This is a genomic window from Methylobacterium sp. AC690 (assembly GCF_979256535.1).
On the sequence record NZ_CEEDOX010000001.1, the window covers coordinates 399,677 to 414,317 of the forward strand.

At 70.1% G+C, this 14,641-nt stretch carries 8 protein-coding genes and 1 tRNA gene; 4 read left to right on the plus strand and 5 right to left on the minus strand.

The features are described 5' to 3' along the window. Positions 1-17: 17 nt before the first annotated feature. Positions 18-2,906: an EAL domain-containing protein gene (locus AC0IY1_RS01945; RefSeq protein ID WP_245435891.1), complete on the plus strand. Its 2,889-nt coding sequence runs from the start codon at positions 18-20 to the stop codon at positions 2,904-2,906. A gap of 70 nt (positions 2,907-2,976) precedes the next feature. On the opposite strand, the gene AC0IY1_RS01950 is transcribed toward AC0IY1_RS01945, so the two are convergent. Next, positions 2,977-3,261: a hypothetical protein gene (locus tag AC0IY1_RS01950; protein WP_471767276.1), complete on the minus strand. Its 285-nt coding sequence runs from the start codon at positions 3,259-3,261 to the stop codon at positions 2,977-2,979. A 258-nt stretch (positions 3,262-3,519) separates the two neighbouring features. On the opposite strand from AC0IY1_RS01950, the gene htpG reads away from it, so the two are divergent. The 3 genes from htpG to AC0IY1_RS01965 all read left to right on the plus strand — a co-directional run bounded on the left by htpG (position 3,520) and on the right by AC0IY1_RS01965 (position 7,455). After that, positions 3,520-5,373: a molecular chaperone HtpG gene (gene htpG, locus AC0IY1_RS01955; RefSeq protein WP_471767279.1), complete on the plus strand. Its 1,854-nt coding sequence runs from the start codon at positions 3,520-3,522 to the stop codon at positions 5,371-5,373. 279 nt (positions 5,374-5,652) lie between these two features. After that, positions 5,653-7,305 carry a DEAD/DEAH box helicase gene (locus AC0IY1_RS01960; RefSeq protein WP_471767282.1) on the plus strand — a complete coding sequence of 551 codons (1,653 nt, stop codon included), beginning with the start codon at positions 5,653-5,655 and terminating at the stop codon, positions 7,303-7,305. A 74-nt stretch (positions 7,306-7,379) separates the two neighbouring features. Beyond that, positions 7,380-7,455, plus strand: a tRNA-Thr gene (locus AC0IY1_RS01965). A 349-nt stretch (positions 7,456-7,804) separates the two neighbouring features. Here the strand turns inward: AC0IY1_RS01965 and AC0IY1_RS01970 are convergent. From AC0IY1_RS01970 to AC0IY1_RS01985, 4 genes are all read right to left on the minus strand, one after another. Further along, complete coding sequence (locus AC0IY1_RS01970; protein WP_471767284.1) at positions 7,805-8,098, minus strand: hypothetical protein; 294 nt, start codon at positions 8,096-8,098, stop codon at positions 7,805-7,807. 933 nt (positions 8,099-9,031) lie between these two features. Continuing rightward, positions 9,032-10,348 (minus strand): Tle-like phospholipase domain-containing protein, encoded by a 1,317-nt coding sequence (locus AC0IY1_RS01975; RefSeq protein WP_471767286.1) that lies wholly within the window; start codon positions 10,346-10,348, stop codon positions 9,032-9,034. 271 nt (positions 10,349-10,619) lie between these two features. Further along, on the minus strand, positions 10,620-11,759 hold the full coding sequence (locus AC0IY1_RS01980) for a GGDEF domain-containing protein (RefSeq protein ID WP_103708244.1): 1,140 nt from the start codon (positions 11,757-11,759) through the stop codon (positions 10,620-10,622). Between the two features lie 196 nt (positions 11,760-11,955). After that, the gene (locus tag AC0IY1_RS01985; protein WP_471767289.1) at positions 11,956-14,316 is read right to left on the minus strand and encodes an EAL domain-containing protein; all 2,361 of its coding nucleotides are present in this window, start codon (positions 14,314-14,316) and stop codon (positions 11,956-11,958) included. Positions 14,317-14,641 lie beyond the last annotated feature (325 nt).

Below are 14,641 nucleotides of genomic sequence, written 5' to 3' on the forward strand. Positions count from 1 at the left end.
GGACGGGACAAGGCTGAATGACATCGCCCGAAGACCCGATGACATCGCGGGCGCGTCCCGGCCGGCGCCTGATGGACGCCGTCGCCGCGATGCTCGGCACGATCCGGGGGCGGATCGTGATCGCGTTCCTCGTGATGAGCGCCATCACGGGGGCGCTCGGGCTTTCCGCGGCGTCGAGCATCCGCCGCGCCGACGAACTCGTCAGCCAGACCTTCGACCGGTCGCTGATGTCCATCAATTATGCCCGGGCCGCCGCCACCGACTTCGCCGGCATGCGCACGGCCGAGGCGCGGCGCTGGATGGTCACCGATCCGTCGGCCCGCACCAGCCTCGACGAGCGCCTCGCCAGCCTGCAGCGCCTCCTCGCCGAGGATCTCGAGATCGCCGTGGAGCGCGCCCAGTCGGAGCGGGCGACCCGCGCGGCGCAGGCGGCCGAGCGCGCGGTCTCCGCGTGGACGGAGGCCCGTGCCAGGATCACCGATTTCGGCCGGAGCGAGGCCGCCTATGCGGAGCTCGACCGGCACGCGGCGGTGGCGGAGGAAAACTTCGATCTGTTCATCAACTATACGGCCGGCGACGGCTTCATCTATCGCCAGCAGGCCCGCGCCATCGTGGCCCGCGAGACCCGGCTCAACCTCCTCGGCACCCTGATCGCCGTGCTGCTCTCCGGCACCGTCGCCTTCTGCCTGGCCCGCCGCATCATGGGGCCGCTCGCCGATGCCTCGCAGGCCGCCACCCGCATCGCGGGCGGCGACCTCAGCGGCACGATGCCGGCCGGCGGGGCCGATGAGGTCGGCACGCTTCTGTCGGCCATGGGCACCATGCGCGACAACATCCGCCACGCGATGGAGAAGGAGGTCGCGCAGCGGATCTCCGCCGAGGACCGCCTCGCCGATGCCCTGGAGACCTCCCGGGAGGGAATCGTGGTCGTGGACGAGGCCGGGCGGATCAGCCTCACCAACAGCCAGGCCGAAGACTACCTCGGATTCGCCGCCGGCGCCCGGCCCGCGGGCGCCACGATCGCCGCCCTCGCGGCGGGCGAGACCGGTCCGGGCAGCCTGGCCCAGGCGCTCCTCGCCACGACCGACGAGCGCAGCGAGCTGCGCCTCGGCGACGGCCGCTGGCTTCGGGTCAGCCGGAGCGCCACGCGCACGGGCGGCTTCATCGCGGTCTGCAGCGACATCACGCTGCTGAAGGAGCAGGAATCCATCCTGCAGGCCACCAACCTGCGCCTCGACACCGCCCTCGACAACATGTCCCAGGGCCTCTGCCTCTTCGACGCCGACGGCTGCCTCACCGTCGTGAACCGGCGCTACTGCGAGATCTTCGGCCTCGCGCCCGGGCAGCTTCCCCTCGGCCTGTCCTATCGCGACGTCGCGGGGCTCAGCGCCGCGCGCGGCGACTACCCGCAGCCCGAGCCCGATGCCTTCGCGCTGGCCCAGGCCGAGACCGCCAGCGGCGGCGCGGTCGATTCCGACTTCCTCCACCTCGGCGACGGGCGCGTGGTCGCGGTCTCGCACAAGGCGGTGCGGGGCGGCGGCCTCGTGGCGACCTACGAGGACGTCACCGAGCGCCGCGAAGCGGATGCCCGCATCGCCTTCATGGCCCGGCACGACGTGCTCACGGGCCTGCCGAACCGGGCGATGTTCGGCGAGCGGATCGAGGAAGCGGTCGCCCATCTCGGACGCGGCAGCCCGTTCGCGGTGCTCTGCCTCGACCTCGACCGCTTCAAGGAAGTCAACGACACCCTCGGCCACCCCGTCGGCGACGCCTTGCTGCGCGCGGTCGCGGACCGCCTGCGTGCCTGCGTCCGCGAGGTCGACACCGTCGCCCGCCTCGGCGGCGACGAGTTCGCGATCATCCTGTCACAGGCCGAGCAGCCCCAGGAAGCCGCCGTGCTGGCCCGGCGGATCGTCGAGGTGGTCAGCGCGCCCTACGACCTCGACGGCCACCGCGCGAGCGTCGGCGTCAGCATCGGCATCTGCTTCGCGCCCGGCGACGGCACCACCTGCGACAAGCTCCTCAAGAATGCCGACGTCGCGCTCTACCGCGCCAAGGCGGACGGGCGCGGAACCTGGCGCTTCTTCGAGGCGGAGATGGATGTCAGCCTCCAGGCCCGTCGCGCCCTCGAACTCGACCTGCGCGAAGCCCTGGCGCGCCAGGAATTCGAGCTGCACTACCAGCCGATCTACGACTTCCGCGCCCGGCGCATCGGCGGCTTCGAGGCCCTGGTACGCTGGCGCCACCCCGTGCGCGGCCTCGTTCCGCCGGGCGAATTCATCGCGGTCGCCGAGGAGATCGGTCTCATCGTGCCGCTCGGCGCCTGGTGCCTCACCACCGCCTGCACCGAGGCGATGCGCTGGCCCGACGGCCTGAAGGTCGCGGTGAACGTCTCGGCGGTGCAGTTCCGCGACGAAGTCATCGTCGAGGCCGTCCGCCAAGCCCTGACGCAGAGCCGCCTGCCGCCGGGACGGCTCGAACTCGAGATCACCGAATCGGTGCTCCTCAAGGACAACCTCGCGACCCTGGCGACGCTCTATGCCCTGCGCCGCCTGGGCGTGCGGATCGCCATGGACGATTTCGGCACCGGCTACTCGTCCCTGAGCTACCTGCGCAGCTTCCCCTTCGACAAGATCAAGATCGACCAGTCCTTCGTCCGCGACATCACCAACAAGACGGATTCCGGGCTCATCGTCCGGGCCGTGATCGGCCTCGGCCTCAGCCTCGGCATGCGCACCACCGCCGAGGGAATCGAGACGGAGGCGCAGTTCGATCGCCTGCGCAGCGAGGGCTGCGACGAGGGCCAGGGCTACTTCTTCGCCAAGCCGAGCCCGGCCTCCGAAGTCCCCAGGGCGATCGAGCGCTGGTCGCGCGGGAACAGCGAGACCGCCCGGGCGGTGGCCTGAAGCCGGCGTCCCGCGCGGCGCGGCCGCCGGGTCCCGCGCCCGTCGGCCGCGCCCCGGCGGCGAGCCCGGATCAGTCGACGACCTTGAGGTCGTCCACGGCGACGTCGCCGTTCTGACTCGAGAAGGTCGGCGCGCGTCCGTTCGACTGCGAGACGCCGCTGATCCGGTGATCGCCGCTGTCATAGGTCGTCCGCTTGCCGTCCCGCTCGATCAGCAGGCGGTGCTTGTCGGGGAAGAACGCGTAGCGCATGTCGTTCTGGCCGCCGCTGGTGGACGGCTGCCCCAGCTCCTGTGGCCACCAGGGATCGGATCCCTTCATCGGCTCCATGGGCTTCATGGGTTCCATGGGCTTCATCGGTTCCATCTCGGGCCTCCCGGCGATCGTTGGGGGTGGACGTCTCGTGTCGTGAAGGCACGGCTACGCCCGAGACCCGCGAAGGTTGCGCGCCGGCAGCGGGAAATCGGGCTTGCGCGCCGCGCATGCCTCTTCCCCTCCGCCCCGAATGCCCGGCCCGCCCCGTCGCTTCCGAACCTTGGCCGCCATTGAATTCGCCGGAACGCGACGGCATATCGCCCACGCTTCATTCTTTCTTCGACATCAGGAGGCGTTCCCTTGAGCGACACCGTGGAACGGCACGAATTCGGTGCCGAGGTCGGGCGTCTGTTGGACCTCGTGGTCCATGCCCTCTATTCCGACCGCGAGATCTTCCTGCGCGAGCTGGTGGCCAACGCCGCCGACGCCATGGACCGGCGCCGCTTCGAGGCGCTGACCGATCAGGCCTCCGCGCTGCCCGCCGATGCCAAGGTCCGCCTCGTCCCGGACAAGGCGGCCCGCACCCTGACCATCAGCGATGCCGGCCTCGGCATGACGAAGTCGGAGCTGGCCCAGAACCTCGGCACCATCGCCCGCTCGGGCACCCGCGCCTTCAGCCAGGCCCTCGGCGACGCCAAGAATGCCGCCGACATCAAGCCCGAGGACAAGCCGAGCCTGATCGGCCAGTTCGGCGTCGGCTTCTACTCCGCCTTCATGGTCGCCGACCGGGTCACCGTGACCTCGCGCCGGGCCGGCTCCGAGGAGGCCTGGACCTGGGCCTCCGAGGGTCAGGGCAGCTACACCCTCGAGCCCGCCACCCGTGCGGAGCCCGGCACCGACATCGTCCTGCACCTCAAGGCGGATGCCGACGAGTACCTGGAGAGCTACCGGCTCGACCACGTCGTGCGCAAATGGGCCGACCACATCACCGTGCCGATCGCGATCCGCGGCGAGGACGGCCAGGAGGAGAACGCCAACCAGGGCACGGCCCTGTGGCGCAAGGCCAAATCCGAGGTCACGCCGGAGCAGTACACCGCGTTCTACCGCCACGTCGGCATGAACTTCGACGAGCCCTGGGCGACGCTGCACTGGCGCGCGGAAGGCGCGCTGGAATTCTCCGCCCTGCTGTTCGTGCCCGGCATGAAGCCGTTCCAGGCGGTGGAGGGCGAGCGCGCCAGCAAGGTGCGCCTGCACGTCCGGCGCATGTTCATCACCGACGAGGCGGAGCTCCTCCCCTCCTGGCTGCGCTTCGTCCAGGGCGTGGTCGACACCGAGGACCTGCCCCTCAACGTCTCCCGCGAGATGCTGCAGGCGACGCCGGTGCTCACCAAGATCCGCCGCGCCGTCACCGGCCGCGTGCTCTCCGAGCTCACCACCCGGGCCAAGGACGCCGAGGGCTACCGCCCGTTCTGGGAGAATTTCGGCCCCGTCCTCAAGGAAGGCATCTACGAGGATCACGAGCGCCGCGCCGAGATCGCGCCGCTCCTGCGCTTCCACTCCTCCGCCGTCGAGGGCTGGACCTCCCTGCCCGAGTACGTCTCGCGGATGAAGGACGGGCAGGAGGCGATCTACTACCTCGTCGCCGACGATGCCGACGCCCTGAAGCGCTCGCCCCAGCTCGAGGGCTTCCGCGCCCGCGGCATCGAGGTGCTGCTGCTCTCCGACCACGTCGACGCCTTCTGGCCCGAGGCCATGGCCCGCTTCGACGACAAGCCCCTGCGCTCGGTCACCCAGGGCGCCGTCGACCTCTCGAAGTTCGTGGGCGAAACGCCCGAGGGCGAAGAGGCCCCGGCCCCCGTCGAGGCCCTGGTCGCGGCCCTCAAGGAGGCCCTCGGCCCCGACGTCTCCGACGTGCGTGCCACCGACCGCCTGGTCGAGAGCGCCGTGGTGCTCTCCGCCTCGGGCCACGGCCCGGACCTGCAGATGCAGCGGCTCCTGCGCCGGGCTGGCCGGGGCGGTGGCGGCATGCCGGTCCTGGAGATCAATCCGCGCCATCCCCTGATCCGCGCGCTCAGCGCCAAGGTCGAGGCGCAGGAAGCGATCGCCGAGGCGGCCGGGACGCTCCTCGATCTCGCCCGGGTCCAGGACGGCGACACGCCGCGGGATCCCGTCGCCTTCGCGCAGAAGATGGCGGCGGCCCTCGCGGCCGCCTGAGTCCGGCCTGCGATCCCAGGGGCGAGTCCGGCGGAGCCTCTTCGCCGGACTTGCCCCGCGTGACGGGCGACGGCGCCGACACGGTTCGATCCGACCGTCGAATCGTCCCCGGTCCGGACCCGGACGGTCCCCCCACCCGAACGACACCCCTCGGCGGGCGTGGCCGTGGGGGACCATGGTGGCCCGGGCGCGCCATGGGGGCCTCGGAGCCGCGACGGCCCGGGCGCGCGGCAGATTGGCCACGGACGCCGGAGGCGACAGGCGCTAGAAGCGCCGCCGATGGATCTTCGCCCCTATCAGCGCGCCAGCCTCGACGCCCTCTACGCGTCCTGGGCTCGGCAGGAAGGCCCCGGCCTCATCGTTCTGCCCACCGGTGCCGGCAAGTCGCTGGTGATCGCCGCCCTGGTGCGGGAGATCCTCGATCGCGCGCCCCGCCATCGCATCGTCGTCGTCACCCACAGCCGCGAACTCATCGCGCAGAACCACCGCGAACTCCTGGCGCTCTGGCCGGCGGCACCGGCGGGCATCTACTCCGCCGGCCTCGGCCGACGCGATGCCGGCGCGCAGGTGCTGTTCTGCGGGATCCAGTCGATCTGGAACCGGACCCGCGACCTCGACGCCTTCGACCTCGTGGTCGTGGACGAAGCCCATCTCATCCCCCGCGAGGCCGAGACCCGCTACGGCCGCTTCCTGGCCGCCCTGCGCGCCGAGCGTCCGGACCTGCGCGTGGTCGGCCTGACCGCCACGCCCTACCGCCTCGACAGCGGACGCCTGGACGAGGGCCCGGGCCGGCTCTTCGAAGCCATCGTCTACGAGGCCAATGTCGGCGACCTGATCCATCAGGGCTACCTCGCGCCGCTCATCTCCAAGGCCACCGCCACGACCCTCGACGTCACGGGCGTGCCGCGGCGCGGGGGCGACTACATCCCGAGCGCCCTGGAGGCGGCCGTCAACCAGGACTGGATCACCCGCGCGGCGGTGGAGGAGATGGTCGGCTACGGGCAGGACCGCCGGGCCTGGCTCGTCTTCTGCGCCGGCGTCGCCCACGCCACGGCGGTGCGCGACGCGATCCGGGCCGAGGGCCACACCTGCGAGACCCTCTCGGGCGAGACGCCCAAGCGGGCACGGGACCGCATCGTCCGGGCGTTCCGCGAGGGCCGGATCCGCTGCCTGACCTCCGTCGGCGTCCTCGCCACCGGCTTCAACGTGCCGGAGGTCGACCTCGTCGCCCTGCTGCGGCCGACCCAGAGCACCGGGCTCTACGTGCAGCAGGTCGGTCGCGCCCTGCGCCGGGCCCCGGACAAGGCGGATGCCCTGATCCTCGACTATGCCGGCCTCGTCCGCATGCACGGCCCGGTCGACATCGTCACCGCGCGCAGCGCCGCCGCGATTCGTGGCCGCGAGGGCGAGATCCGGGCGAAGCCCTGCCCGGGCTGCGGCGCGCTGATTGCCCTCAATGCCAGCACCTGCGAGGCCTGCTGGGTCGAGCCCGAGGCGGACATGGGCGACCCGAGCCACGAGGCCTCCGCCGACGACGCCCATCCGATCCTTTCCCGGCCGATGCCCGTCCGCGCCGAATCGGCCTGGCAGGCCGTCGCCGGCTGGACCTTCGCCAGCCGCGCCGGCTCCGGTTCCGCGGAAGACCTCGCGGTCACGTTCCATCTCCGCGACGGCCGGCAGCACCGGATCGTGGTCGGCCTCGGGCAGGTCGGTTACCCGCGCGAGAAGGCGGTCCAGTGGTGGCGCCAGCTCGGCGGGGATCGCGACGTCCCGATGACGGCGGTCGAAGCCATGGCGGTGCAGGACCAGCTCACCTGCCCGGCCGCCATCGATGTCCGCGCTCAGGGACGCCTCACGGAGACCATCCGCTACCGCTTCCCGGACGGCCGCATCTTCGCCGATACCCGCCGCCTCGACGATCGCGCCGCCTGACGCCCGACGATCCGGCACCGGAACGCCACGCGGGCTTGCGCGGGGCCAACGGCACTGGTAGCGCAAGACGGCACGCCGGTTTAGCTCAGCTGGTAGAGCAACCGCCTTGTAAGCGGTAGGTCGCGAGTTCAAGTCCCGCAACCGGCACCACTTTTTCTGAGCCGGGTTGAAACGCTCAAGTCCCGTTTCAACTCGGCTTACGAAAGCGCCGTGCGAAGGTGTCCACGGGCGCGCTGAGAAGTGCCGTTCGAGCCATCGCCGCCCTCCCCCTCGCTTGCCTGCCACGCCTGGCCCGCATCGATTGCCGGCCCGCAACGATTGCCGGCGCCCGGGCCAGCCTCCCCGAAGCGCGCGCGTCCGCGATCGGATCCGCGAGCGAGAGCCTGGACTCCGTCCGCGACGCATCAGGCAGATGGCCAAAGGCGATCATCGGAGAACGGCCATGGCGCCGGTCTTGGAAGTGCAGATGCGGGCGCTGACGTGAGCTGAGAGCGATCCGCTACCAAGCATCGCGGCTCATGATCTCCAGAGCCTCGTCCTCGGTTTGGCGCCTGTACTGCCAAGCCGCCCCATCCCGACGGCGCATCAGCGCTTCACCCGCATCAGATGTCGTGCCGTCGATCAACAGCTTCGGGGAATAAGACGTCACGTCCTTCCACTCGCCTGAAGACGTCATCAGAGCAAAAAAGCCCGCCAAGGACTCGAAGCAGACGATAATTTTTGCGACAAATAGATCTTCGATCGCGGGGGAAGTTACGGCCGGACTGTTGGGACCGCTGACGTTCTCGTTCATGTTCTGAAGCTCGGATGGGATGGTTCGCCGGCCGGCGCCGATTGAATTTGAGTCTCTGATCAAATCGAAGCTACCGAAGGCAGTAGAATTATCAATCCCCTTCCGCGCGGAACATGAATTATCCTTACTGGATATTGCAACACGCGCCCACACCGCATGCGAGCGGTCCGATTACGCAAGTGAGTCGAGCGGATGATGGCGCAGCCGGAGCCCGAGAATGTCCCGGGCTTCTTCGATCGGCGGCGCGCAAGTGTTCCGGATGAGACCCGAACGACCGGCGAACGTCGAAGTCGGGACGCCATCCTCGAGGCGGACAGGGTCGGCGTGATCGACACGCTCATGGCCGACCCGACCGCCGCGGCGTTCCGATTCGGCGGCGGGCTGATCCTCTTGCGCTCGCCCATCCGGGCTAGGCTCGGCGTGGCGTCGTGCCCCGCCCCGGACCCGTCGAGCCCTGTCCCGGACAGGCTGTCGGCCCGCGTCGATCACCGGATCCGTCGGCGCCGCGATCGCGGCGGTCGGCTCGGAGACCCGCTCCACCGCGCCGGGTCGTCCTCGGCAAAAGGCGCCTGCGGGTGCCGCGACGGGACGCGGCGAAACGCGTTTCGCAACGGCGTGGTATTCTCCACACTCGCGCACGCCCCTGTCGTGATCGAACACGGGCAGACATACGCCGACGGCCTCCGGCCGCCCCCGTCATCGGGCCGCCAAGCGCTTGCGCCAGCGGTCGTCATCAGATCAGCAGAGCCGAGCGGCGCAAAGCCACCCGCTCGCCCCGCGATCGTCAGGCGATCGAGATCCACGGCCTTCGTACGTGAGCCGCCGGATGAAGGTAGGCCGGGGCTTCCCGATGACCGTCACGCCGCCCCTGCGGCCTGCCAGAGCGCCGGCATCGCGTCGGTCGGGACCGAGGATGCCGGAACGGACGATGGCTCAGGCGTGCAGCAGGCCGTCCGTCGGGACGTGCACGGTGAAAGCCTTGCCCTCGTCGACCCAGCCCGGGCCCGCAGCCCCCTGAACGATGCCGGCGGCTTCCTCGGCATTGCCCGCAAAGTGATGCAGGCCGGTCTGCGTGTTGTAGAAGCGCTCCAGGGTGATGTGCCCCGCGCCGTTCGCATCGTTGTAGGCCTCGAACGCGACGCCCTCGTAGGTGTAGTTCGGGAGACTCGCCCGGATGGTGTCGCGCTCGTTCACGCTGTCGGTGAAGAAGTGGGTCCCCGTCTTCGTATCGTAGAAGCGGAAGACGTCGTGGGTGGCGGCGCTCTCGTCCGGGACGGACCACGGCGTACCCTCGAAGGTGAAGCCCGGGAGCGTGGCCTGGATCTGTGCCTTCTCCGCCGCGCTGGTGGTGTAGAAATGATCGCCGGTCTTGGTGTCGTAGAAGCGATACACCGGATCGGGCTGGTCGGTCGTGGCCGCGGCGCTCCGGATCACCGGATCCGGCACGGATGCGGTGCCGCTGCGGGCGACATACACGGAGACGTCGTGCTCGGCGCCGTAGGTCACGAAGGTGTTCAGGAATTTGCCCGCATCGAGGAACTGCGACGATGTCAGGGTGGTCTGGGTCCCGTTGATCCCCGGGAGGTAGTCCGTGGTGCCGCGATTGACGTAGTCGGCGGTCAGGCTCGGGATGGAGGCCGCCACGTCCTGGGGCGTGACCCCGTCCCCGATCGCGGTGGACAGTCCCACGGACACGGTGCCGGCATAGATCGGGTCGGCGCTGGCCGTCTGCCCGATCTCGGCCCGGTACATCCCCAGATAAGGCACCGGGTCGTCGGCGATCTCGTAGTTCACGATGCGGTCATCCGCGGCGGATGCGATCAGGGCGCCGGGAGAGCCGAAGGTCGCGGCCTGATAGACCACGTCTCCGGTGTCCGGATGATTGGCCATGAAGACCTGGGTCAAGGCGCCGCCGAGACTGTGTCCCGTGACCATCACCGTGGCGTCGTGCTGCGACGCATAGCTGTCGACGGCGGATATCAGCGGGGAGAACTTGGTATAGTCGGCGTTGATATCGCGCAGGTTGTTGATCCAATCCTGCCGGTCGTCGCTCCCCCGGAAGCTCAGGACGACGACGGCTTGATTGCCGAACGTGCCAGTCACCGCCGCCCCGTACGCGTTCTGGTTGGCGTAAGCGCCGTTCGTGAGCCCTGGGGCCGTGAGGGGCGAGAAGCCCGCGGGAAGTCCGGCGAGGGTGTCGGAATAGGTGGACGCCGCGATGGTCGCCAGCGTTGCCGCGATCGTTCCCATGGTTCGTTCTCTTTCCCAGGTGCCGCCATCGGGGAACCAGGCCAGTGCCGCCCGGTCCGTCGCGATGGACGGTAACGCAAGCTCGGCGGAAACCGATCCGCGGCCGGCCCAGCGACGCCGCGCCGGGCGCGGTCACCGACACGGATGCGCCCCGCCCGCTCCGGCGCCGGGCTCACCCGGTGCTTGTCACTGGGTCTTTGCCACGCGGCCCTGAGGGATTGTCGCCCGGCCCTGCAGTCGGATCGACCCGACCGCTTGCTTGGACGTCGGGTCAGGCCGCCGCGCGCAGGGGTGCGAGGGCGCTGCGGCTCTTGCCCAGGGCCTTGGCGGCATAGAGCGCCGCGTCGGCTGCGGAGAGCAGGCCCGCCAGGTCGGTGCCATGCTCGGGCGCCAGCGCGATCCCGATACTGACCCCGACCTGCACCGTCCGGGCGGGATCCAGGGCGAAGGGAACGGAGATCTGCGCCACGATCCGGTCGCTGAACGCGATCAGCGCCGCGGGCGCCAGGACATCGGTGAGGACGACGAACTCGTCGCCGCCGATGCGCGCGACCACATCCTGCGGCCGCGCGCTGGTCCGCAGGCGCTCCGCGACGGCCTGGAGCAGCTGATCCCCCGCGGCGTGGCCATGCGTGTCGTTGATGGCCTTGAAGCCATCGAGGTCGAGATACAGCAGGGCTGCGAGATCATCGCGCCGCGCCGCGATCGCGTCCGCCAGTCCGGCGCGGTTCAGAAGGCCGGTCAGGCTGTCGTGCCGGGCCCGGAACGCATGGTCGCGCTCGGCCTGCATGGTGGCCACCAGCATCCGGTTCAGGCGAAACCCGGCCGCGCTCATGCTGGCGAGGTAGAACGGGATCTGCAGGAATGTGATGAGGAGGAGCGGCTCCCCGGTGAAGGGCGCGGCGAGGCAGCAGGAGCCGAGCGTCAGGACGATCATCGCCCCCGCCAGCCGCGGCGCACCGAAGTTGCGGAACGAGATGCCCCCGACCATGGCCGCCGCGGAGAGGCAGGCCAGAGTCGCCACGACCCAGTCGCCGCTGGTCAGGCTGATGAAGGTGCCGTAGCCGACGCTCGCGGCCCAGGCGAGGCCGAGCAGGATGTAGAGGTCGGTCGGGGTCCTGCGGCGCGCGGCGGCGGCCCGCTGCGCGATGACGAGCACCAGGAGGCGGGTGAGGCAGATGCCGCACTCCAGCACACACCAGAGCAGGAACGGCTTCTGCGGCATCCGCCACGCCACGAGCGCCGAGACCGCGAGGGTGTTCAGGACACCCCCGGCGAAGATCGGCAGCGTCCCGAACAGGCTCGCCACGAGGGCCTTGCGGATCTCGTCGGGGACGTCGTGGCCCGCATCGGTCAGCCACCGTGTCACGCGCCAGCGGGGCAGGCTGAACAGCCGTGAATCGTTCTGCATCGCTCTACCTGAACGGGCGGAAGACGCCCCCGAACGCGTGATGATCCGGACAGGTCCCGACCGCGCGCCGCCACCCGATCGATCACCCAGATTGGGTTAACATTCACACCACCGGACGCCCGGAGGTTCAGCCCCCGGGCGGTTGCACCGCCTTCACCGGCGGCCGGCCGAGGCGGGCTGCCGGGCGGTCCGGCGCCTACGCCGCCCGGATGCCGCTCTCCGGGTAGGCGAGCGCCTGGGGATGGGCGGGCCGGCCGATCAGGTAGCCCTGGACCGCGTCGCAGCCGATCGCCCGGAGGAGATCGAGTTGCTCGCGGCTCTCCACGCCCTCCGCCAGGGTCGGGATGTTCATGTCCCGGCCCATCTGCGTCACCGCCTTGATCACCGCCAGGGATTGGCGGTCGTTCAGGGCCGCGGCGACGAAGCTGCGATCGATCTTGATCCGGTCGAGGGGAAGGTCGCGCAGGTGGGCGAGGGAGGAGTAGCCCGTCCCGAAATCGTCCATCGCGATCTTGATGCCGAGCCGGCGCAGGGCGCCCAGGGTATGGGCGATCTGCGGCCCGTCCTCGACGAGCGCCGTTTCCGTCAGTTCGAGCTCGAGCCGGCTCGCGGGCAGGCCGCTCCGGGCCAGGGCCTCGGAGACGTGCGCCAGCAGGAGGGGCGAACGGAGCTGGACCGCGGACACGTTGACGGCCAGATGCCGCTCGTCCGGCCAGGTCGCGGCCTCCCGGCAGGCCTGGTCCAGCACCCATTGCCCGATCGAGACGATCAGCCCGTTCTCCTCCGCGAGGGGGATGAACTCATCCGGCGAGACCAGTCCGCGGTGCGGATGGTTCCAGCGGATCAAGGCTTCGCAGGAGACGATCCGGTCGCTCATGAGCGACAGGATCGGCTGATAGACGAGGTAGAACTGCCGCAGGGCGAGCGCGCCGCGCAGGTCGTTCTCGAGATGCCCGCGGGCGGCGATCGCCTCGATCATCCCGGGCTGGTAGCCGACCGCCAGCCCGCGGCCCCGGCGCTTGGCTTCGTACAGGGCGATGTCGGCCCGCTGCATCAGGTCGCTGGGGCTGGTGCTGTCGTCGACGCTGCACACGCCGATGCTGCAGCCGACGACCACGGTCATGCTCGCGAGGGTGTAGGGCCTCTCGATCTCCGCCACGATCCGGTCCGCCAGGGCCTTGGCCGTGGTCGCATCGCCTGGCGTGAGGATCGCGAGCTCGTCGCCGCCGTGCCGGGCGATGAAGTCCGCCTCGCCGATCAGCGCGCGCAGCCGGCCCGCCACCGCGACGAGCAACTGGTCCCCGATCGCGTGGCCGAAGGTGTCGTTGACGAATTTGAACCGGTCGAGATCGAGCAGGAGCAGGGTGGATCGGGCCTCGGCCTGATACGCGGCGCGCATCCGTTCGTTGAGCGCGCGCCGGTTGCACAGACCCGTGAGGGGGTCGTGATAGGCCAGTTGCGAGATCTCCGCCTGGGCGCGCCGGTCCCGGGTCACGTCGTCGTAGGTCAGGACGGCCCCGTCGGCGACGGGCTGGCAGGCGATCGACAGGATCCGGCCGTCGTCGAAGAGGTGCTCGACCCGGGTCTCCCCGTCGCTGCCCATCCAGAGCCAGTGGTTGCCCACCACACGGGCGATGCGCTCGGCATCCCATCCGTTGGCATTCCCCGTGGCCTGGAGAAAGTCCGCGAGAGGCATCCCGACCCGGACGGCGTCCGGAGCGAGGCCGAGCATGGCGAGAAGGCGCTGGTTGTAGAGCTCGATGGTTCCCGCGGACGAGATCTTCAGGAGGCCGTTGGACATGTTCTGGAGCGCCGTCGCCAGGACGTTCAGGTGGGCCTGTTCCTGGGCCTCGAAGCGGCGGGTCGCCGCCAGGGCGATGAAGGCACCGGTGATCAGGATCGCCGCGCCGGCAGCGGTCAGGATGCTCAGCGCGACCTGGATGTTCGGGCCGAGCGCCGCGGTGGACTGCCCCTCCAGCACCGTCCCGGCCAGGGAGGTGAAGTGTGTTCCGCACACCGCCAGGACGATGAGCGCGCAGGCGATCGCAGCGAAGGGCCGTCGCCCCGGCAGGAGGCGAACCCCCGCCATCACCACCGCCCCCAGCAGGTACGCCAAGGCGTTGGCCGTGCCCGACTGGCTCTGTGTGCAGCCTTCGAGGGCGGACATACCGGTGATGTGCATCGCGCCGATGCCCAGCCCCGCCACCGCACCCAGGAGGCCCCGGGCCAGACGGCCCTTCGGCAGGGCCGAGAGCGCGAAGGGCACGCCCACCGCCGCCACCGCGATCAGGGCGGACGCGATGGTGGTACCGGAGTGGAAACCCAGGATGACGTCGGTCCGGTATCCGAGCATGCCGAGGAAATGCGTGGTCCAGACTCCGAGACCGGCCGCGAGGGCCGTGCCCGCCAGCCATCGCCCGCGCCGGATCGCCGGCGCGGCTTCGGCGTTCCGGAGCAGGTGAAGCGTCAGCCAAGCGCTCAGGGTGCAGATCGTCGCTGCGGCCAGGACGGAGAGGATAGCCTGGCTTTCCAGAAGCGCGACGAGGGTAAGCATCATGCATCGCATTAAGCCCAGAAGGCCTTAGGTCTTCGTCAAGAGCTTCAGTGAACGCCGCGTTACCTCTGCTTGACGTGACCCTGATCGGAGCCAGATCTTATCATGCGTTAAGTTCGTTGGCGCGAAACACGTCCTTGTGATCCGGATACTATAGCCTGGTTGTAGGGGGCCGAGGATCTTCGCGCTCCCTGATCCTCGTTCGGCTCTGCCGCCGCCGCGGAGGCGGCTCTGTCCGGTGCGCCGAACCTGCCAGGAAGACCGGTTCGCCCGTGCATCCCGACCGCGCATCTGCTAGAACGAATGCGGAACACGATCTGAGCCGGGA